This window comes from Mycolicibacter sinensis, assembly GCF_001667945.1.
Lineage (GTDB): Bacteria > Actinomycetota > Actinomycetes > Mycobacteriales > Mycobacteriaceae > Mycobacterium > Mycobacterium sinense_B.
Map to the genome: position 1 here is coordinate 1 of NZ_LZJK01000029.1, position 20,928 is coordinate 20,928.

Genomic DNA, 20,928 nt, shown 5'->3' on the forward strand with positions numbered 1-20,928 from the left:
GGTGGAAAAGTAGGACACCGCCGAACACAATTTAAAAGCCCTGTGGCCCCCAAACAACTTGGGGGCCACAGGCATTTACACCGCACGCCCACGAATAGCGGGCGATCATTTGTGCCGACGACCCGCGGGGCAGGCATTCCTGGTCAGCCGGCAGCTCGGCACGCGGTTCGGGGATCGGTGCAGTCGGCGGAGAAATGCCGGCGGCCCGTATCCTTACACGAGGTTTTAGGCGCGAAAGGTTTCCGTGGTCGACAACAGAGCAAGTGGCGGGCGTGGTCAGCCGCGCGGGGGCACCGGAAGTGGCCAACGCGGTCCGCAGCAAAGGCGGGGAGCCGGCGATCAGCGGCGCACACCACCCACCGGCGATCAGCGCCGAACGCCTCGGGGCCCCAGACCGGACCGGGACCGTCGTACCGCGCCTCGGCGTGATCACGACGGCGGTTCACGGCCGCCGCGGCCAGCCGGCGAGGAACCCACCCCGCGCTACGACGACCCGCCGCTTCCCGCCGGGATCGAACCCAAACAGCTGGCCCCGGAAGTGCGTCGGGAACTGAGCACGCTGAGCCGGTCCGCCGCCGACGGCGTGGCCTGCCACCTGGTGGCCGCCGGCATGCTGCTCGACGACGACCCGCAGGCCGCCTTGCGGCACGCCCAGGCGGCCCGGGCGCGCTCGACACGGATCACCGCCGTACGCGAGGCGGTCGGGATCGCGGCCTACCACTGCGGCGACTGGACACAGGCGCTGGCCGAGCTGCGCGCCGCGCGCCGGATGGGCAGCAAATCCGCGCTGCTGCCGTTGATCGCCGACTGTGAACGCGGCCTGGGCCGGCCGCAGCGGGCGATCGAACTGGCCGCCAGCCCCGAAGCCGCCCAACTGGAGGGCGACGAGGCTGACGAACTGCGGATCGTCGTCGCCGGCGCCCGCGCCGACCTGGGCCAGCTGGAGCAGGCGCTGACGGTGCTGGCGGCGGCGCCGACCGACCCCGAACGCACCGGGTCGACGGTGGCCCGGCTGCACTACGCCCACGCCGAGACCCTGGTGGCCCTGGGCCGCGACGCCGAGGCGCTGGACTGGTTCCTCAAGGCCGCGGCAGCCGACACCGAAGGCGTGACCGATGTCGAGGAGCGGATCGCCGAACTGGGCGGCTCCGCCACACTGGCAGACGAATACGACTGTCTGCTACTCGATCTCGACGGCACGGTGTTCCGCGGTGGCGAACCCACCGTGGGAGCCGTCGAGACCCTGGCGCAGGTGCAGAGCCGCGGGCTGTTCATCACCAACAACTCCTCTCGGGGCGCCGCCGAAGTAGCCGAGCACCTGCGTCAACTGGGCTTCACCGCGGCCGCCGAGGACGTGGCCACCAGCGCCCAGATCGCGGCACACCTGCTCGCCGGGCAACTGCCCGCCGGATCGCGGGTGCTGGTAGTCGGCACCGAATCGCTGGCCGCCGAAATCGCCGCCGCCGGTTTGGAACCGGTGCGGCTGGCGGCCGACGAGCCGGCCGCGGTGGTGCAGGGACTGTCCACCGAGACCGGCTGGGCTGAGCTGGCCGAGGCGGCCCTGGCGATCCGGGCCGGAGCGATGTGGATGGCCACCAACGTCGACAAGACCCTGCCGTCCGAGCGCGGCCTGCTGCCCGGCAACGGATCGATGGTGGCCGCGCTGCGGGCCGCCACCGATGCCGAACCCCAGGTGGCGGGCAAGCCCGGCCCGGGACTGCTCACCGAGGCGCTGACCCGCGGCGAGTTCTATGCCCCGCTGGTCGTCGGTGACCGGCTGGACACCGACATCGCCGCCGCCAACGCCGCCGCGCTGCCGAGCCTGATGGTGCTCACCGGCGTCAACTCGGCACGCGACGCCGTCGGCGCCGTAGCCGAGCAACGCCCCACCTACATCGGCCACGATCTGCGATCGCTGCATCTCGACGCCAACCGGGCGGCCATCGGCCCGCAGCCGCAATGGCAGATCAGCGTCGACGGTACGACGATCACCGTCGCCACCGCGCAGCCCGAAGACGACGACGCCGATGGGCTGTCGATCGTGCGTGGCCTCGCCAGTGCGGTGGCCGACGCCGACCTGGCCGGGCGCGCGTTTTCCGTCGAGTCCGCCGACGACACCGCCGGCAAGGCTCTGCAACAGTGGTCCCTGCTCGGCCCCTGGCCGTAAGGGGCCCCACCTGGCATGGTCTAGCGTTGGTGGCACCCATGAACACTGAGATTGATGATGTCCGGGAGCGCATCGCGGCGTTACTGGCCGAGCTGCCCGGGGAAGCCGAGCTGGCCGAACTGCCGGCCCATAGCGATCTCAACGCGTTGGCGCAGCGGCTCGAAGAAGCCCATGAGGTCTTGGTGGCCGCTCTGGAGTCGGTGGAGAAGGGCTGAGGGCAGATGTCGCGGCGCGCTCGCGTTGACGCCGAGCTGGTCCGGCGCGGACTGGCGCGCTCGCGCCAGCAGGCCGCCGAATTGATCGGCGCCGGCAAGGTGACCATCGACGGCATCCCGGCAGTCAAACCGGCCACCGCGGTGACACTCACCGCCGCCTTGGCCGTCGTCGATGATGGCGAACGCAGCTGGGTGTCGCGCGGGGCGCACAAGCTGATCGGTGCCCTGGACACCTTCGGCATCACCGTCGCCGCCCGGCACTGCCTGGATGCCGGCGCATCGACCGGCGGATTCACCGAAGTGCTGCTGGACCGGGGCGCGGCCCGGGTGATCGCCGTCGACGTCGGCTACGGCCAGTTGGCCTGGGCGCTGCGCACCGACCCGCGCGTCGTCGTCGTCGAACGCACCAACGTCCGGGGCCTGACGCCCGAGGCCATCGGTGGCCCCGTCGACTTGATCGTCGCCGACCTGTCGTTCATCTCGCTGGCCACCGTGTTGCCCGCGCTGGCTGGCTGCGCGTCACCGGGCGCCGATATCGTTCCGATGGTGAAGCCGCAGTTCGAGGTGGGACGAGAACAGGTGGGTGCCGGCGGGGTGGTGTCTGACCCGGGCCTGCGCGCTGACGCGGTGCGCGCGGTGGCGCATCGGGCGGCAGACCTCGGGTGGAACACCGTCGCGGTCACGGCCAGTCCGCTGCCGGGCCCGTCGGGCAACGTCGAATACTTTCTGCATCTGCGTGCCGCCGCCGCACCGCTGACCGGTGATGCGTTGGATGCAGCCGTCAAGGAAGCCGTCGCGAAGGGACCCCAGTGACTATCGGGAGCCAACAGCGCACCGTTCTGCTGGTGGTGCACACCGGGCGTGAAGAGGCCACCGACACCGCCCGCCGCGTCGAGAAGGTGTTGGGTGACCACGGCATCACGCTGCGGGTGCTGACCGCCGAAGCCGTCGACAAGGGCTCGCTGCACCTGGCCCCGGACGACATGCGTGAACTCGGCGTCGAGATCGACGTGGTGGACCCGGACACCCGGGCCGCCGAGGGCTGCGAACTGGTGCTGGTCCTCGGCGGCGACGGCAGCTTCCTGCGGGCCGCCGAACTGGCCCGCAGCGCCGACATCCCGGTGCTGGGAGTCAATCTGGGTCGGATCGGCTTCCTGGCCGAGGCCGAAGCCGACCACATCGACCGGGTCCTCGACCACATCATCGCCCGGGACTACCGGGTGGAGGACCGGATGACGCTGGACGTGGTGGTGCGCGCCGACGGGCAGATCATCGACCGCGGCTGGGCGCTCAACGAGGCGAGCATGGAGAAGGGCCCGCGGCTAGGCGTGCTCGGCGTGGTCGTCGAGGTGGACGGCCGGCCGGTGTCGACGTTCGGCTGCGACGGCATGTTGATCTCGACACCGACCGGCTCCACCGCCTATGCGTTCTCCGCGGGCGGGCCGGTGCTCTGGCCCGACTTGGACGCGATCCTGGTGGTGCCCAACAACGCCCACGCTTTGTTCGCCCGGCCGATGGTCACCAGCCCCGAGTCCACGATCGCGATCGAAGTCGAGAGCGATGGGCACAATGCGCTGGTGTTCTGCGACGGCCGGCGCAAGATGCTGGTGCCCGCGGGTGGCCGCCTCGAGGTGCAACGCGGGGTCACCCCGGTCAAATGGGCGCGGCTGGGGCGGTCCCCGTTCACCGACCGGCTGGTGCGCAAATTCCGGCTGCCGGTGACCGGCTGGCGCGGGCAGTAGTCGAGTGCTGACGGAGATCCGCATTGAGTCGCTGGGTGCGATCCGCGCGGCGACCGCCGAATTCGACCGTGGACTGACCGTATTGACCGGGGAGACCGGTACCGGCAAGACGATGGTCGTCACCGGGCTGCACCTGCTCGGGGGCGCCCGCGCCGACGCCACCAGGGTGCGCTCGGGGGCGGCCCGCGCGGTGGTGGAGGGCCGGTTCTGCACCGCCGATCTGGCGCCGGCGGCCGCCGCGCAGATCGACGAGATCCTGGAGGCCTCCGGCGCCGAGCGCGACGAGGACGGCAGCGTGATCGCCGCGCGCTCAGTCAGCGCCGACGGCCCGTCGCGGGCCTACCTCGGCGGTCGCGGGGTGCCCGCCAAGTCGCTGAGCGGTTTCACCGGCGGGCTGCTGACCCTGCACGGCCAGAACGACCAGCTGCGGTTGATGCGCCCGGAGGAGCAGCGCGCGGCGCTGGACCGGTTCGCCGCGGTCGGCGCCCGGCTGGAGCGCTACCGCAGCGCCCGGGAGGCCTGGTTGGCGGCGCGACGCGAACTCGTCGATCGCGGCAACCGTGCCCGGGAACTGGCCCAGGAAGCCGACCGCCTCACCTTCGCGCTGCGGGAGATCGACGCCGTCGATCCGCACCCCGGAGAGGACGACGCACTGACGGTCGAGATCCGTCGGCTCTCCGAGCTCGACGCGCTGCGCGCCGCGGCGTCGGGGGCGCGGGCCGCACTGGACGGCGCCGATGACGAGATGGTGGCGTCCTCGGCCACCGACCGGCTCGGGCAGGCCAAGGCGGCGCTGACCGCCACCGACGACACCGCCCTGCAGGCGCTGGGCGAACAGCTCGGCGAGGCGCTCACGGTGGTCGGCGATGTGGCCCGCGAACTCGGCGGCTACCTCGACGAGCTGCCCACCGGCGCCGACGCGCTGGACGCCAAGCTGGCGCGGCAGGCCGAGCTGCGCATCCTGACCCGCAAATACGCCGCCGACATCGATGGGGTGCTGGCCTGGGCGGCGCAGTCGCGGGACCGGCTGGCTCAGCTCGACGTCTCCGAAGAAGCGCTCGCCGGGCTGGCCCGCCGCGTCGACGAGCTCGCCGAGCAGGTGGTGAAGACGGCCACCGAGCTCAGCGCCGCGCGCGGCAAAGCGGCTCGCGGGTTGGCCAAGGCGGTCAGCGCCGAGCTGTCCGGGCTGGCGATGGCCGACGCGGAATTCAGCATCCGGGTGAGCCACAGCCCGGCCGCCGACGACGACCCGGCCGCCCTGCGGTTGCCGTCCGGGCAGACCGTGCATGCCGGCGCCGACGGTATCGACGACGTCGAGTTCGGGCTGGCCGCGCACCGGGGCATGACGGTGCTACCGCTGGCCAAGAGCGCCTCCGGGGGCGAGCTGTCCCGGGTGATGTTGGCCCTGGAGGTGGTGCTGGCCACCTCGTCGTTGTCGTCGGCGCGCAGCTCGGCCGGCACCACGATGGTGTTCGACGAGGTCGACGCCGGCGTGGGCGGCCGCGCGGCCGTGCAGATCGGGCGCCGGCTGGCCCGGCTGGCCCGCACGCACCAGGTCATCGTGGTGACGCACCTGCCGCAGGTGGCGGCCTATGCCGATGTGCACCTGATGGTGGAGCCCACCGGCCGGGACGGCGCCAGCGGGGTACGGCGGCTGGACGGCGAGGACCGGGTGGCCGAATTGGCCCGGATGCTGGCCGGGCTGGGCGAGACCGACACGGCCCGCGCCCACGCGCGGGAACTCCTCAATGCGGCCCGCGAAGACGGCGACGCGGACCGCGCCACCCCGGCCACAACCGTGTGACTGGTGTGACTGTTCGTAACTAGTGGTGCTGTTGTTACGGCGCGCCTCCCCGATTTCGGGGATTTCCCGGACACAATCGCGGACATGAAGATGCCTGCGCTGCTGTCTCGTAACACCTCCCGGCCTGGTGTCGTCGGCACGGCCCGCGTCGATCACGACATCGACCGGTTGCTGCGGCGGGTGGGGCCCGGTGACATCGTGGTGCTCGACATTCTCGACCTGGACCGGATCACCGCCGACGCCCTGGTGGAAGCCGAGATCGCCGGGGTCGTCAACGCCTCGGCGTCCATCTCCGGGCGCTATCCCAACCTCGGGCCGGAGGTGCTGGTCGCCAACGGCGTCACCCTGATCGATGAAGCCGGGCCGACGGTGTTCAAGAAGATTCGCGACGGCGCCAAGGTCCGGCTGCACAACGGCGCCGTCTACTCCGGCGACCGGCGGTTGGCGCGCGGCGTGGAACGCAACGATGTCGAGATCGCCGACCTGATGCTCGAGGCCAAGACCGGACTGGTGGCTCACCTGGAGTCCTTCGCCGGCAACACCATCGAGTTCATCCGCAGCGAGAGCCCGCTGCTGATCGACGGGATCGGGATCCCCGAGATCGATGTCGACCTGCGCCGCCGGCACGTCGTGCTGGTGGGCGACGAACCCGATGCCGCCGACGACCTCAAGTGTCTCAAGCCGTTCATCAAGGAGTACCAGCCCGTGCTGATCGGGATCGGTGCCGGCGCCGACGTGCTGCGCAAGGCGGGATACCGCCCGCAGCTGATCGTCGGCGACCCCGACCAGATGAGCGCGGAGGTGCTGCGGTGCGGTTCGCAGGTGGTGCTGCCCGCCGACGCCGACGGTCACGCGCCGGGCCTGGAGCGCATCCAGGACCTGGGTGTGGGGGCGATGACGTTCCCGGCCGCCGGTTCCGCCATGGACCTGGCGCTGCTGCTGGCCGACCACCATGGTGCGGCGCTGCTGGTGACGGCGGGGCACACCGCCAACATCGAGACGTTCTTCGACCGGACCCGTCAGCTGACGAATCCGTCGATGTTCCTGACCCGGCTCAAGGTCGGCGAGAAGCTGGTCGACGCCCGCGCCGTCGCCACGCTGTACCGCAATCGGGTCTCCGCGGGAGCGATTGCACTGCTGGTGCTGTCGATGCTGATGGCGGTCATCGTGGCGCTGTGGGTCTCGCAGACCGACGCCGTGGTGCTCGACTGGCTCAGCAACTACTGGCATCACCTGACGCAGTGGCTGCAGCACTGGGTGACCTAAGGGAACTGCGATGATCACCCCGCGCTACCACGCGATGTCGCTGACCGCGGTGCTGCTGGCACTGGTGCTCGGCGTCGTGCTGGGCTCCGGGCTGCTGTCGGGGCGGGTGTTGGGCAGCCTGCAGTCCGATAAGCAGGAGTTGCGCGCGCAGATCGACGCGCTGCACGCACAGCGCAGCGCACTGGACGAGCGGCTCGGCAACGCCAACGATTTCGATGCGGCAATGGCACCCCGGATCGTGCATGACGCGCTGACCGGCAAGTCCACGGTGATCTTTGCGACCCCCGACGCCGCCGCCGACGACGTCGAGGCGGTGGCACGCATCATCGGCCAGGCGGGCGGATCCGTCACCGGCACGGTCGCTCTGACGGAGCAGTTCGTCGGCGGCAACGCCGAGGAGAAGTTGCGTGCGGTGGTGGAATCCGGGATCGTGCCGGCCGGTGCCCAACTGAGCACCACGCTCATCGACCCGGGCGCCCAGGCCGGCGACCTACTGGGTATCGCGCTGCTGATCAACTCGCGCCATCCCGACCCGGCTGCTCGGCCCGGCCCCCCCGTCGATGACGCCCAGCGCGGCACCGTCCTGGCGGCGCTGCGCGACACCGGTTTCATCACCTACCGTGACCAACGGTTCGCGCCGGCCGATGCGGCCGTGGTGGTCACCGGGGGAGCGCTGCCCGACGACGCCGGCAGCAGTGGCGTGAGCGTGGCCCGGTTCGCGGCGGCCCTGGCCCCGCACGGCTCGGCGACGGTGCTGGCCGGCCGGGACGGCTGCGCCTCGGGCACCGCGGCCGTCGCGATGGCCCGCACCGATTCGGCGGTCGCCGAAGCGGTCAGCACCGTCGACGACGTCGACCTCGAGGCCGGCCGGATCACCACCGTCATGGCGGTGAGCAGCCTGCTCAACGGCGGGCACCCCGGGCAGTACGGCATCGGCCACGGCGCCGGCTCGGTCACGCTGGCGCAGTAGAGCACACGGCGCGGCCGGCGTGGCCGGGCGTGGCCGGGCGTGTCAGCGGCCGGGGGCCGCTGACGATGTTAGGGTGAGATTCCGTGGGTCGGCAGGCCCTCAATCCTGCGCCGTCGTCACGGAGGTTGGTGTTGCCACCACTGCGAAAGCATCCGCAAACCGAGCCGAAGCACCTCTTCGTCACCGGTGGAGTTGCATCCTCGCTGGGTAAGGGTTTGACCGCCAGCAGCCTCGGTCAGTTGCTGATCGCCCGCGGCCTGCAGGTCACCATGCAGAAGCTCGACCCCTACCTCAACGTCGACCCGGGAACGATGAATCCGTTCCAGCACGGTGAGGTCTTCGTCACCGAAGACGGCGCCGAGACCGACCTCGATGTCGGCCACTACGAGCGGTTCCTGGACCGCGATCTGCCCGGGTCGGCGAATGTGACCACCGGGCAGGTGTATTCGACGGTCATCGCCAAGGAACGCCGCGGCGAGTACCTCGGCGACACCGTGCAGGTGATCCCGCACATCACCGACGAGATCAAGCGGCGCATCCTGGCGATGTCCGAGCCGGACGCCGAGGGGCGGCGCCCCGACGTCGTCATCACCGAGATCGGCGGCACCGTCGGCGACATCGAATCGCAGCCGTTCCTGGAAGCTGCCCGGCAGGTCCGCCACGACGTCGGCCGCGACAACGTGTTCTTCCTGCACGTGTCGCTGGTGCCGTATCTGGCCCCGTCGGGCGAGCTCAAGACCAAGCCGACCCAGCATTCGGTGGCGGCGCTGCGCAGCATCGGTATCACCCCGGACGCGCTGATCCTGCGCTGCGACCGCGATGTGCCCGAGCCGCTGAAGAACAAGATCGCGCTGATGTGCGACGTCGACGTCGACGGGGTGATCTCCACCCCGGACGCGGCGTCGATCTACGACATCCCCAAGGTGCTGCACCGCGAGGAGTTGGACGCCTACGTGGTGCGCCGGCTCAACCTGCCGTTCAAGGACGTCGACTGGACCGAGTGGGATGAGCTGCTGCGCCGCGTCCACGAACCGCATGAGACCGTGCGAATCGCGTTGGTGGGCAAGTACATCGACCTGTCCGACGCCTACCTGTCGGTGACCGAGGCGCTGCGGGCCGGCGGGTTCACCCACTATGCGAAGGCCGAGATCAACTGGGTTGCCTCCGATGCGTGCGAAACCCCCGCCGGGGCGGCCGCCGCTCTCGGCGAGATGCACGGGGTGCTGATTCCGGGCGGGTTCGGGATCCGGGGCATCGAGGGCAAGATCGGCGCCATCGCCTATGCCCGCACCCATGCGCTGCCGGTGCTGGGATTGTGCCTGGGCCTGCAGTGCATCGTCATCGACGCGGCCCGTACCGCCGGGATCACGCAGGCCAGCTCGGCGGAGTTCGATCCGGACACCCCTGATCCGGTCATCGCGACCATGGCCGATCAGCAGGATGCGGTCGCCGGAACCGCCGACCTCGGCGGCACCATGCGCCTCGGCGCCTATCCTGCTGTGCTGGAACCGGGTTCGATTGTGGCCGAGGCCTATCAAGCCACCGAGGTCTCCGAACGACACCGGCACCGCTTCGAGGTCAACAACGCCTACCGCGACCGGATCGCCGAGAGCGGGCTGCGCTTCTCCGGCACCTCGCCGGACGGGAAGCTGGTGGAGTTCGTCGAGTACCCCCGGGAGATGCACCCGTTTTTGGTGGGCACCCAGGCGCACCCGGAGCTCAAGAGCAGGCCCACCCGCGCGCATCCGCTGTTCGCCGCCTTCATCGGTGCGGCCATCGATTACAAGGCCGCCGAGCGGCTGCCGGTGGAGATCCCCGAGCACCACCACGAACATCACGAGGCCCTCGATGCCCAGAACGGAGCCGATGCGCACGGCGGCAGCGCCCAGCCGTTGACCGACCCGCTGCAAGAAGCCCTGCCGGAACACGTAACCCGTGGCTGACCACGTCTTCGAGACCACCTCGTCGCAGCTGCTGCACAGCGGCAAGATCTTCGCGCTGCGCCGTGACGAGGTGCGGATGCCGGGCGGCAAGACGGCCACCCGCGATGTGGTGGAGCACTACGGCGCCGTCGGGGTGGTGGCCATGGATGAGGCCGGCAACATCCCGCTGATCTACCAGTACCGCCACGCGTTCGGCCGCCGGTTGTGGGAGCTGCCCGCCGGACTGCTCGACGTCCGTGGTGAGGCGGCGCACCTGACCGCCGGACGTGAACTCGTCGAGGAGGCCGGTTTGACGGCGACCACCTGGCGGGTGCTGGTCGACCTGGACTCCACGCCGGGCTTTTCCGATGAGTCGGTGCGGGTGTATCTGGCCACCGGCCTTTCCGAGGTCGACCGCCCGCAGGCCCACGACGAGGAAGCCGATCTCACGCTGCGCTGGTATCCGCTCGCCGAGGCGGCCAGGATGGTGTTGCGCGGCGAGATCGTCAATGCGATTGCGGTGGCGGGGATTCTGGCCGCCTACACGTACCGCCAGGGTCTGGGGACCCCACGTCCGGTGGACGCCGAATGGGTCGACAGGCCGACCGCGTTCGCCGCCAGGCAGAGCCGGTCATGACCGCGGCGGCCCGGCCGGTAGCCCCGCTGACCGGGCAGTTGCAGGGTTATCTGGATCATCTGACGATCGAGCGCGGGGTCGCCGCCAACACGTTGAGCTCCTATCGGCGCGACCTGCGGCGCTACAGCGAGCACCTGTTGGCCCGCGGAGTTGAGGACCTGGCTGACGTCCGGGAGAGCGATGTCACCGAATTCCTGGTGGCGCTGCGGCGCGGTGATCCGGAAAACGGCGTGCCGGCGCTGTCGGCGGTCTCGGCCGGGCGCGCACTGATCGCGGTGCGGGGTCTGCACCGGTTCGCCGCCGCCGAGGGCATGGCGGCTGTGGATGTGGCGCGCGGGGTCAAGCCGCCGGCGCCGGGACGCCGGCTACCCAAGAGCCTGAGCATCGACGAGGTGTCGGCGCTGTTGGCCGGCGCAGGCGGCGACAGCGCCTCGGACGGCCCGTTGACGCTGCGCAACCGGGCGCTGCTGGAGTTGTTGTACTCCACCGGATCCCGCATCTCGGAGGCCGTCGGCCTGGATCTCGACGACATCGACGTGCGCGACCGGTCGGTGCTGTTGCGCGGCAAGGGCGGCAAACAGCGGCTGGTGCCGGTGGGGCGGCCCGCGGTGGCGGCCTTGGACGCCTACCTGGTGCGGGGCCGCCCGGGCCTGGCGGGCCGGGGCCGCGGCACGGCGGCGGTGTTCCTCAACGCCCGCGGCGGCCGGCTGTCGCGGCAGAGCGCCTGGCAGGTGCTGCAGGACGCCGCCGAACGGGCCGGGATCACCGCGAAGGTGTCACCGCACACCTTGCGGCATTCGTTTGCGACCCATCTGCTCGACGGCGGCGCCGACGTGCGGGTGGTGCAAGAGCTGCTCGGGCACGCCTCGGTGTCGACCACGCAGATCTACACGCTGGTCACGGTCAACACGCTGCGCGAGGTGTGGGCCGGCGCCCACCCTCGGGCCCGCTAGCCCAGAAACGTCGACTCCAGCACCAGATCGTGCAGCAGGCGCTGATACTCCACATGCGTCTTGTGTTCGGTGGTGTCCCAGTGCGACCCCTGCTGGGCGCGCATGTATTCGCGGTAGCGCGGCGCGCCCGGCACCTTGACGTTGTCGGCGACCACGACCGATCCGGGGTGCAGCCAGCCCCGGTCCAGAATGCTCTGCAGGTCGGGCAGGTAGGCGTCCTTGTCATGGTCGAGGAACAAGAAGTCCAGGCCGCCGGCGGCAAAGCCGTGCCGTGCGGTCAGGGCGTCCAGCGTGCGTCCGCCGTCGCCGATGGTGCCCACCACGCAGGTGATCCGGTCGGCCACCCCGGCGTGCGCCCAGATCTGCCGGGCGTTGCCGGCGTTGGCCTCGGCGAGCTCGACCGAATAGATCCGGGCCGCCGGTGCGGCGCGCGCGATGCGCAGGGCGCTGTACCCGCAGTAGGTGCCCAGCTCCAGGGCCAGCGTCGGGTTGGCCCGCTGCACGGCGGCGTCGAGCAGCGCGCCCTTCTCGTCGCCGATGTTGATCAGCAGCGACTTCTCATAGGCGAACTCGTCGATGTGAGCCAGCACGTCGTCGATATCGCCGGCCCGGGCGTTGGACAGCACGTAGTCGACGGCGGCTTCTTCGCGGCCGTCGCCGATCTGGCCCGTCGTGGTGATGTTGCGCGCGCCGGTCGCCATCCGCAGGAACGACCACCGCAGGAAGGGGATGTGTCGTTTGAGGCTCATGGGTGGATCTTATGGCGCTCGGCACGCCTGAGGAGTGTTCATGTAGCAGGTGCGGGCGTCGGTCACCCGTTAGACTTCTTCGGATGTCCGCCACCACCTCGCCGAACCGGCCATGAGCGACGACGACACCCCCGGCGTCGGCTTGACCGGGCGTCCACCGCGGAACATCCCCGAGCCGCAGCCCCGTTCGACACACGGCCCCGCCAAGGTCATCGCGATGTGCAACCAGAAGGGCGGCGTCGGCAAGACCACCTCGACCATCAACCTCGGCGCGGCGCTGGCCGAATACGGCCGCAAGGTGCTGCTGGTGGATCTGGACCCCCAAGGCGCGCTGTCGGCGGGCCTCGGGGTGCCGCACTACGAGCTGGCGCACACCGTCCACAACCTGCTGGTGGAGCCGCGGGTCGACATCGACGACGTGCTCATGGCGACCCGGGTGGAGAATCTGGACCTGGTGCCTTCCAACATCGATTTGTCGGCGGCCGAGATCCAGCTGGTCAACGAGGTGGGCCGGGAGCATTCGCTGACCCGTGCGCTGCGCCCGGTGCTCGACCGCTACGACTATCTGCTGGTGGACTGTCAGCCGTCGCTGGGGCTGCTCACCGTCAACGGGCTGGCGTGCGCCGACGGGGTGGTGATCCCGACCGAATGCGAGTACTTCTCGCTGCGCGGCCTGGCGTTGCTGACCGACACCGTCGAGAAGGTCCGTGACCGGCTGAACCCGAAGCTGGAGATCAGCGGCATCCTGCTGACCCGCTATGACCCGCGTACGGTCAACTCCCGGGAAGTGATGGCGCGGGTGGTGGAGCGCTTCGGCGACCTGGTGTTCGACACGGTGATCACCCGCACCGTCCGTTTCCCCGAAACCACCGTGGCGGGCGAGCCCATCACCACCTGGGCCCCCAAATCCGGCGGTGCGCTGGCTTACCGCGCGCTGGCCCGCGAAGTCATCGACCGATTCGGCGCGTGAGTACCGACACCGAGACCGACACCGAAACGGCTGCCACCGGTTTTCGCGTTCGACTGACCAACTTCGAGGGCCCCTTCGACCTTCTGCTGCAGCTGATCTTCGCGCACCGCCTGGACGTCACCGAGGTGGCGTTGCACCAGGTCACCGATGATTTCATCGCCTACACCCGCGACGTCGGCCCGCAGCTGGGCCTGGAGGAGACGACGGCGTTTCTGGTCATCGCCGCCACCTTGCTCGACCTCAAGGCGGCCCGGCTGCTGCCCGCCGGCCAGGTCGACGACGAAGAGGATCTGGCCCTGCTGGAGGTCCGGGACCTGCTGTTCGCCCGGCTGCTGCAGTACCGGGCCTTCAAGCACGTCGCGCAGATGTTCGCCGAGCTCGAAGCTGCCGCGCTGCGCAGCTATCCGCGCGCGGTGTCGCTGGAGGACGGCTTCGCCAACCTGCTGCCCGAGGTGATGCTGGGCGTCGACGCCGAATCGTTCGCCCAGATCGCGGCGGCCGCCTTCACCCCGCGACCGGCCCCGACGGTCGGCACCGAGCACCTGCATCAGGTGATGGTGTCGGTGCCCGAGCAGGCCGGTGTGCTGCTGAGGCTGCTGGAGCGGAGGGGTACCGGACAGTGGGCGTCGTTCTCCGAACTGGTCGCCGACTGCCGGGCACCGATCGAGATCGTCGGCCGCTTCCTGGCGCTGCTCGAACTGTATCGGGCGCGGGCGGTAGCATTCGACCAGTCAGAACCACTTGGTGTGCTCCAGGTGTCGTGGACCGGTGAGTCTCCGGCCGCGGGAGAGCTAGTAGACCTGGTGAAAGCAGAATCGGCCGAGTAGTGCGAGACGAATTGATGACTGACCACATGCCCGAGGTGTCGGAGGATTCCGCGGCTGCCGCCGACGGCTCCAATCTGGGAATCGATGTCGCTGTCGCGCCCGAGCTCGAGGACTCCGAGCTGGGCGCGGTGCTCGAGGCGCTGCTGCTGGTGGTGGACACCCCGGCGACCGTCGAGGCGTTGGCGGCCGCCACCGACCAGCCGGTGTATCGGATCGCGGCCAAGCTGCGCGCGATGGCCGACGAATTCGCCGAACGCGACAGCGGCATCGACCTGCGCGAGGCCGGCGGCGGCTGGCGCCTGTACACCCGCGCCCGGTTCGCCCCGTATGTGGAGCGCCTGCTGCTCGACGGTGCGCGCTCCAAACTGACCCGCGCCGCGTTGGAGACGCTGGCCGTGGTCGCCTACCGGCAACCGGTGACCCGCGCCCGGGTCAGTGCGGTGCGCGGCGTCAACGTCGACGCGGTGATGCGTACCCTGCTGGCCCGTGGTCTGATCACCGAAGCCGGCACCGACGCCGACAGCGGCGCGGTGACGTTCGCGACCACGGAGCTGTTCTTGGAGCGGCTGGGCCTGTCATCGTTATCGGACCTGCCGGACATCGCCCCGCTGCTGCCCGATGTCGACGTGATCGATGATCTGAGCGAATCCCTGGACAGCGAACCGCGTTTCATGAAACTCGGCGGTGCGCCGGCGGCTGATCAGCCGCTGACTTTCGATGTGGACCACGACTGATGGCCTGGCCTGATGAAGAGGGCGTGCGCCTGCAGAAAGTGTTGTCGCAGGCCGGAGTTGCCTCGCGTCGCGTCGCCGAGCGGATGATTCTCGACGGTCGGGTCGAGGTGGACGGGCAGGTGATCACCGAGCTGGGCACCCGAGTGGACCCCGGTGCCGCGGTGATCCGGGTCGACGGGGCTCGGGTGACCGTCGATGACACCCGGGTGTACCTGGCGCTGAACAAACCGCGCGGCGTGCATTCGACGATGTCGGACGACCGCGGCCGGCCCTGCATCGGCGACTACGTCGAGCACCGGGTTCGCGGCGATTCCAAGCTGTTTCACGTTGGACGCCTCGACGCTGACACCGAGGGTCTGATGCTGTTGACCAACGATGGCGAGCTGGCGCACCGGCTGATGCACCCGTCTTATCAGGTGCCCAAAACCTATGTGGCCACCGTGCTCGGGACGGTGCCCCGCGGTCTCGGCAAGAAGCTGCGCGAGGGCGTGGAACTCGACGACGGACCGGCCAAGGTCGACGACTTCGCGGTGGTCGACGCCGTGCCCGGCAAGACGCTGGTGCGGGTGACCCTGCATGAGGGACGCAAGCGCATCGTGCGCCGGATGCTGGCGGCGGTCGGGTTTCCGGTGCAGGAGCTGGTGCGCACCGATATCGGCGCGGTTGCGCTGGGCGGGCAGCGGCCCGGCACCATCCGGAAATTGGGCCGCAAGGAGATCGGCGAACTGTACAAGGCGGTCGGACTGTGAGCACGGATAGCGGCGTCGTGGTGGCCATCGACGGGCCAGCCGGAACCGGAAAGTCCACGGTGGCACGCGGATTGGCGCGCGCCCTGGGGGAACGCTATCTGGACACCGGTGCGATGTACCGCGTCGTCACGCTGGCGGTGCTGCGATCTGGTGTCGCACTGGATGACGCCGACGGCATTGCCCGGGTCGCCGAAGGCGTCGAGGTCGCCGTGGATTCCCACCCGGACGGTGACCGTGCATACCTTGGCGGAGAAGATGTTTCGCGTGAGATCCGCGGTGACGAGGTGACCCGGGCGGTATCGGGCGTGTCGGCGATTCCGGCGGTGCGCTCCCGGCTGGTCGCCATTCAGCGGCAGCTGGCCGGCGAGGCCGGCGGGGTGGTGGTCGAAGGCCGTGACATCGGCACCGTGGTGCTGCCCGACGCCGACGTGAAGATCTTCCTCACCGCCTCTGCCGAGACGCGCGCCCGGCGGCGCAACGACCAGAACGTGGCGGCCGGGCTGGGCGATGACTATGCGGCGGTGCTGGCCGACGTGCTGCGCCGTGACGAACTGGATTCGACCCGGGCGGTGTCGCCGCTGCGGCCCGCCGACGATGCGGTGATCGTGGACACCGGGGAGATGACACAGGCGCAGGTGGTCGACCACCTGCGGGAATTGGTCGAGCAGCGCTGCGGGGCGATCCGATGAGTGAATCCGACGGCACCTGGGTCGACGAAACTGACTGGGAGATCGGTGAAGACGGCGGCTTCGACGAAGTCGTCGAGGACTCCGGGCCGCCGCCGGTGGTGGCCGTGGTGGGCCGGCCGAATGTCGGCAAGTCGACTCTGGTCAACCGTATTCTGGGCCGGCGCGAGGCGGTGGTGCAGGATCTGCCCGGGGTGACCCGCGACCGGGTCTCCTACGACGCGCTGTGGACCGGGCGGCGCTTCGTGGTGCAGGACACCGGTGGCTGGGAACCCGACGCCAAAGGCTTGCAGCAGTTGGTGGCCGAGCAGGCGTCGGTGGCGATGCGCACCGCCGATGCGGTGATCCTGGTGGTCGATTCGGTGGTCGGCGCCACCGCCGGCGACGAGGCCGCCGCGAAGATTCTGCGCCGCTCCGGCAAGCCGGTGTTTCTGGCCGCCAACAAGGTTGACGGTGAACGCGGCGAAGCCGACGCAGCGGCGCTGTGGTCGCTGGGGCTGGGCGAGCCGTATGCGGTCAGCGCGCTGCACGGGCGTGGCGTCGCCGACCTGCTCGACGAGGTGATCGCCAAGCTGCCCGAGGTCGCCGAAACCGCCGGTGGCGGAGGGGGTCCCAGACGGGTGGCGCTGGTCGGCAAGCCCAATGTCGGCAAGAGTTCGCTGTTGAACCGGCTGGCCGGCGATGAACGTTCGGTGGTGCACGACGTCGCCGGAACCACCGTCGACCCGGTCGACTCACTGATCGAGATGGACGGCAAGATCTGGCGTTTCGTCGACACCGCCGGGCTGCGGCGCAAGGTCGGGCAGGCCAGCGGCCACGAGTTCTACGCCTCGGTGCGCACCCACGGCGCGATCGACGCCGCCGAGGTGGTGATCGTCTTGGTGGATGCCTCCCAGCCGCTGACCGAGCAGGATCAGCGGGTGTTGTCGATGGTGATCGACGCGGGCCGGGCGGTGGTGCTGGCCTACAACAAGTGGGATTTGGTCGACGAGGACCGGCGTTACCTGCTGGACAAGGAGATCGACCGGGAGATGGCCCGGCTGGCGTGGGCGCCGCGGGTCAACATCTCGGCCAAAACTGGTCGCGCGGTACAGAAGTTGGTGCCCGCGCTGGAGACCGCGCTGGCGTCGTGGGACACCCGGATATCGACCGGTCAGCTGAACACCTGGCTCAAGGAAGTGGTCGCCGCGACACCGCCGCCGGCCCGCGGCGGCCGGATGCCGCGCATCCTGTTCGCCACCCAGGCGGCGTCGCGTCCGCCGACGTTCGTGTTGTTCTCTACCGGATTTCTGGAGGCCGGGTACCGCCGGTTTTTGGAACGACGGCTGCGGGAGACGTTCGGGTTCGAGGGCAGCCCGATCCGGATCAATGTGCGGGTGCGGGAGAAGCGGGGCGCCAAGCGTTCTCGGTGAACCCCTCGGGTTACCCGGTCTTGGTCAGCTGGAAATCCCACTGCCCGACCACGCCGCCGGCCGGCCCTCGGCCACACTGCTCCAGCGTGGCGGTGGTCCATTGGCCGGTGAGAGTCACCGCGTCGAAGCTGACCGTTTTCGACACGGGCAGCGGGGTGTGGTCCACCGGGCAGTCCATGCTGCCCCGGCCGGTGTACTCCCAGCGGCCACCGTTGAGATGAAATTCGGCGTTCTGCAGCCAGCGTTCCCCGTCGACGGTGGTGCAGGTCGGCCCGCACGGGGTGAAGGTCCACGTCGCTGACCGCTGCGACGGGCCGTGCTGGGCGCTGAAGGCGTACTGGCCCGACGGCACCTCCGGGTCGGCCTGGGCCGTCGGCGCGGCCCCGCCGGCCAATACCAACCCGCAGGCAGCACCGACGGCCAGCTTTCCGGTTGTGCCGATCATCGCATCACCTTTCAACCCGGCTGGTCCTAGTCGTCTGCACGATCAGCGTAGGGTGCAGCAGGTGCCGGTCTCGCAGATGGTGTTGATCATCCTGGCCGGGGTGGGCGCTGGAGCGATCAACGCCCTCGTCGGCTCGGGCACCCTGATCACGTTCCCGACGCTGGTGACGCTGGGGTTTCCGCCGCTGACCGCGACCATCTCCAATTCGGTCGGGCTGGTGGCCGGCGGCATCTCCAGCACCTGGGCCTACCGCCGCGAACTGGGCGGCCAGTGGGACAGGTTGCGCTGGCAGATCCCGGGTTCGCTGCTCGGTGCCATGCTCGGGGCTTACCTGCTGTTGCATCTGCCCGAGCGCGTGTTCAACCGAATCGTCCCCGCGTTGTTGGTCGGTGCCCTGGCACTGGTGGTGATCGGCCCGCGGATTCAGTTGCTGGCGCAGCGCCGCGCGGCCGCCGCCGGCCGCTCGGTCGAGCAGCTCAGCGGTGGCCGCTTGGCGGCGTTGGTGATCGGGACCTTCGCCGTCGGCGTGTACGGCGGCTACTTCGCTGCGGCCCAAGGCATCCTGCTGATCGGTGTCATGGGAGTGCTGCTGCCCGAGTCCATGCAGCGGATGAACGCCGCGAAGAACCTGCTGGTGCTGATCGTCAATGTCGTCGCCGCGGGCGCGTATATCGTGACGGCGTTCGACCGGATCAGTTGGGTGGCAGCGGGATTGATCGCGATCGGCTCTTTGATCGGCGGATTTCTGGGCGGGCACTACGGGCGCCGCCTGTCGCCGAACGCGCTGCGGGCGGTGATCGTCGTGGTCGGCCTGATCGGGCTCTACCGGCTGATCGCGGTCTGAGCGGGTCAGATCGCGTCGCGGTTGCGCCACCGTTCCCAGCGGCTCCGTGGTGTCCGGAACGCGGACATGACCGTACTCATCGGCGCGGCGTGCGAGTGCACCGAAGCGGGGGGCTCGGCGGGCGCCGCCGCCGGCTTTTCGCCGTCCCACCAGATGGGTTCCAGCAGCGCCGAGACCACCGGAATCGCACGTTCGACGCTCTTGCGGCCCCATTGGCAGGCCCGTTCGATGGTGGCGGCCGAGGGCGCCAGGTTCACCGGCGACAGCGTGGGGGAGAACCGGACCAGATGGTCGGCGTAGGGGGCATTGCGCACCATCTGCAGCTGGATCGCCTGGGCGATCGGCACCAGCCACAGATGCTTGGGGTCCCACTGCGGATGGAAGCAGTCGAAGGCGAGGTAGCAGGCGTTGCGGGTGCCCAGCCGGCCGTCGCGGACGCGTTTCCAGGCGAGCTCCAGCGGCACATTGCTGGCCGCGCCCCCGTCGACCAGGGCACCGACGTCGTTGTCGGCCAGCAGCGCGTCGAACAGCGGCTGCATCGCCGGGTCCTTGGTCTCATGGTGCAGCACCCCGGGGATCGCCGAGGAGAACGACGCCGCATCGACGACGTTGACGTCGCAGTCCGGATCGTCGCCACCGATGATGAGTGGGGTGACCACCCGCGGGTCGATGAACGCCGCGGTCTGCCACATTCGCGTCGCCACCTGCGCGCCGAAGCCGATCGACAGGTACGGAAAGGACCGCAGCTGCAGCGCGGCGAGCCGTTGATTGCGATACCGCGCCGGCAGGTGCGCAAACGGCTGCCGGCGTACCCCGGCCACCACCGCATCGAACGGAATGGCCAGATCCGACATCCGCATCGGCTCGCCGTCCTCGCGGCGGAACATGGCGTCGGCGAACTGGTCAAACTTCAGCGAGAACACCCCGGTCAGGCCGTGCCGGCGGCGGCGCCGCTCGGGCCCCAAGATGGCCCGATAGGACACCGTCTTGGCCCACGCGACGTATTCCTCGATGGGTACCGGCAGCGCCCGGCTGACCACCGAGCCCAGCACCGAGCCGAACGACGATCCGATCAGGTAGTCGGGGACCGGCCCGGCCTCCAACAGCGCATTCATGCCGCCGATGTAGACGAAGCCCGCGCCGCCGCCACCGCCGAGCACGGTGACCAACTTCTTGTGGCCCACCTCGGCGTCCAGCTCGGCTGAGGAGAAGTCATTGCCGTGGTGCTCGACCAGCTGGCGGCGCTGCTCGTCCTGGCCGGCGGCGAGGCCGCCCAGCGCGTCGCGGGCCGCGGTCAGCGCGATCACCGGGTCGCGTTCCTCGCGCAGCGGGCCGTAGAGCGTGTCGGCCACCTTGGTGCGCCAGGAGGCCAGCTCGGCGCCGACGGAGACGTCTCCGCGTCCGCGGGTGCCGCCCGGTCCCGCCGCGCCGGGCTCGAAGTCGTCGAGCCGGGCGAAATTGAGCAGGTAACGAAGCCGGCGCAGCTGTTCACTGCTCAAGGCGTCCGGATGGCGCAAGGCGTGCCGGACCAGCCGGTTCTCCATCTTCTGCAGCAACAGCATGGCATCGCCGATGTCCACGGCATCGACGACGTCGTCGGTGACGGCGTCCTCGGTGGTCCCGGGGATGTGCATCGGTTCCGGGCGGCGATCGACCATGCCGAGCAGGGCTTCGACAAAGGGGATCTGCATCAGTCGCGGTTCCTGGTGTTGTGGCGCTGCCGGAGGGGGAGGCAGGCTCGGGTGGCGAGCCTACGCGTTTCTCTTCGGGCGGCCGACGCGGTCCACGCGGGTTCGGCGCGCCCGGCGGCTTGCGGTAGGCTTTCGACCTGCTGCC

General features: G+C 70.0%; 20 protein-coding genes and 1 pseudogene. 18 read left to right on the plus strand and 3 right to left on the minus strand.

What is annotated here, in order from left to right:
* Positions 1–244: 244 nt before the first annotated feature.
* The 11 genes and pseudogenes from A5694_RS24445 to xerD all read left to right on the plus strand — a co-directional run.
* Positions 245–1,141 (plus strand): annotated as a pseudogene (locus A5694_RS24445) (tetratricopeptide repeat protein); the annotation flags it as partial.
* Between the two features lie 36 nt (positions 1,142–1,177).
* A complete protein-coding gene (locus tag A5694_RS24450) occupies positions 1,178–2,167 on the plus strand; it encodes an HAD-IIA family hydrolase (protein ID WP_267887734.1) in 990 nt (329 codons plus the stop codon).
* 38 nt (positions 2,168–2,205) lie between these two features.
* Complete coding sequence (locus tag A5694_RS23875) at positions 2,206–2,382, plus strand: hypothetical protein (RefSeq protein WP_165604348.1); 177 nt, start codon at positions 2,206–2,208, stop codon at positions 2,380–2,382.
* Positions 2,383–2,388: 6 nt separating this feature from the next.
* Complete coding sequence (locus A5694_RS02675) at positions 2,389–3,195, plus strand: TlyA family RNA methyltransferase (protein ID WP_064920304.1); 807 nt, start codon at positions 2,389–2,391, stop codon at positions 3,193–3,195.
* A 2-nt stretch (positions 3,196–3,197) separates the two neighbouring features.
* Positions 3,198–4,124, plus strand: coding sequence for an NAD kinase (locus A5694_RS02680; protein ID WP_064920341.1), 927 nt, complete (start codon positions 3,198–3,200; stop codon positions 4,122–4,124).
* Positions 4,125–4,128: 4 nt separating this feature from the next.
* Positions 4,129–5,928 (plus strand): DNA repair protein RecN, encoded by a 1,800-nt coding sequence (gene recN / locus A5694_RS02685; protein ID WP_064920305.1) that lies wholly within the window; start codon positions 4,129–4,131, stop codon positions 5,926–5,928.
* Positions 5,929–6,012: 84 nt separating this feature from the next.
* Entirely contained in the window at positions 6,013–7,194 is a 1,182-nt protein-coding gene (gene steA, locus A5694_RS02690; protein WP_064920307.1) for a putative cytokinetic ring protein SteA, read from the plus strand.
* Positions 7,195–7,204: 10 nt separating this feature from the next.
* Positions 7,205–8,164, plus strand: coding sequence for a copper transporter (locus A5694_RS02695; protein WP_064920308.1), 960 nt, complete (start codon positions 7,205–7,207; stop codon positions 8,162–8,164).
* 140 nt (positions 8,165–8,304) lie between these two features.
* Positions 8,305–10,107 carry a CTP synthase gene (locus tag A5694_RS02700; RefSeq protein WP_082952477.1) on the plus strand — a complete coding sequence of 601 codons (1,803 nt, stop codon included), beginning with the start codon at positions 8,305–8,307 and terminating at the stop codon, positions 10,105–10,107.
* Entirely contained in the window at positions 10,100–10,723 is a 624-nt protein-coding gene (locus A5694_RS02705) for an NUDIX domain-containing protein (RefSeq protein WP_064920309.1), read from the plus strand. The genes A5694_RS02700 and A5694_RS02705 overlap by 8 nt, the downstream gene beginning before the upstream one ends.
* A complete protein-coding gene (gene xerD / locus A5694_RS02710) occupies positions 10,720–11,676 on the plus strand; it encodes a site-specific tyrosine recombinase XerD (RefSeq protein ID WP_064920310.1) in 957 nt (318 codons plus the stop codon). The genes A5694_RS02705 and xerD overlap by 4 nt, the downstream gene beginning before the upstream one ends.
* Here the strand turns inward: xerD and A5694_RS02715 are convergent.
* Complete coding sequence (locus A5694_RS02715; protein WP_064920312.1) at positions 11,673–12,425, minus strand: O-methyltransferase; 753 nt, start codon at positions 12,423–12,425, stop codon at positions 11,673–11,675. The two genes, xerD and A5694_RS02715, sit on opposite strands and share 4 nt — an antisense overlap.
* Positions 12,426–12,537: 112 nt before the next feature.
* On the opposite strand from A5694_RS02715, the gene A5694_RS02720 reads away from it, so the two are divergent.
* Genes A5694_RS02720 through der form a run of 6 tightly spaced genes read left to right on the plus strand, consistent with a single transcriptional unit; the run spans position 12,538 to position 17,803 of the window.
* Entirely contained in the window at positions 12,538–13,395 is an 858-nt protein-coding gene (locus tag A5694_RS02720) for a ParA family protein (protein WP_064920313.1), read from the plus strand.
* A complete protein-coding gene (locus tag A5694_RS02725) occupies positions 13,392–14,222 on the plus strand; it encodes a segregation/condensation protein A (protein WP_064920314.1) in 831 nt (276 codons plus the stop codon). Before A5694_RS02720 ends, A5694_RS02725 begins: the two co-directional genes overlap by 4 nt.
* A 14-nt stretch (positions 14,223–14,236) precedes the next feature.
* A complete protein-coding gene (gene scpB, locus A5694_RS02730; RefSeq protein WP_064920343.1) occupies positions 14,237–14,956 on the plus strand; it encodes an SMC-Scp complex subunit ScpB in 720 nt (239 codons plus the stop codon).
* The gene (locus A5694_RS02735; RefSeq protein ID WP_064920315.1) at positions 14,956–15,705 is read left to right on the plus strand and encodes a pseudouridine synthase; all 750 of its coding nucleotides are present in this window, start codon (positions 14,956–14,958) and stop codon (positions 15,703–15,705) included. The genes scpB and A5694_RS02735 overlap by 1 nt, the downstream gene beginning before the upstream one ends.
* Positions 15,702–16,394 carry a (d)CMP kinase gene (gene cmk, locus A5694_RS02740; protein ID WP_064920316.1) on the plus strand — a complete coding sequence of 231 codons (693 nt, stop codon included), beginning with the start codon at positions 15,702–15,704 and terminating at the stop codon, positions 16,392–16,394. Before A5694_RS02735 ends, cmk begins: the two co-directional genes overlap by 4 nt.
* Positions 16,391–17,803 (plus strand): ribosome biogenesis GTPase Der, encoded by a 1,413-nt coding sequence (gene der, locus A5694_RS02745; RefSeq protein ID WP_064920318.1) that lies wholly within the window; start codon positions 16,391–16,393, stop codon positions 17,801–17,803. Before cmk ends, der begins: the two co-directional genes overlap by 4 nt.
* A 10-nt stretch (positions 17,804–17,813) precedes the next feature.
* On the opposite strand, the gene A5694_RS02750 is transcribed toward der, so the two are convergent.
* Positions 17,814–18,248 carry a hypothetical protein gene (locus tag A5694_RS02750; protein ID WP_064920319.1) on the minus strand — a complete coding sequence of 145 codons (435 nt, stop codon included), beginning with the start codon at positions 18,246–18,248 and terminating at the stop codon, positions 17,814–17,816.
* Positions 18,249–18,309: 61 nt separating this feature from the next.
* Between A5694_RS02750 and A5694_RS02755 the strand changes: the two genes are divergently transcribed.
* Positions 18,310–19,092: a sulfite exporter TauE/SafE family protein gene (locus A5694_RS02755; RefSeq protein WP_234786485.1), complete on the plus strand. Its 783-nt coding sequence runs from the start codon at positions 18,310–18,312 to the stop codon at positions 19,090–19,092.
* 5 nt (positions 19,093–19,097) lie between these two features.
* Here A5694_RS02755 and A5694_RS02760 read toward each other — a convergent pair whose 3' ends face one another.
* The gene (locus tag A5694_RS02760) at positions 19,098–20,783 is read right to left on the minus strand and encodes a patatin-like phospholipase family protein (protein WP_064920320.1); all 1,686 of its coding nucleotides are present in this window, start codon (positions 20,781–20,783) and stop codon (positions 19,098–19,100) included.
* Between the last annotated feature and the right edge of the window lie 145 nt (positions 20,784–20,928).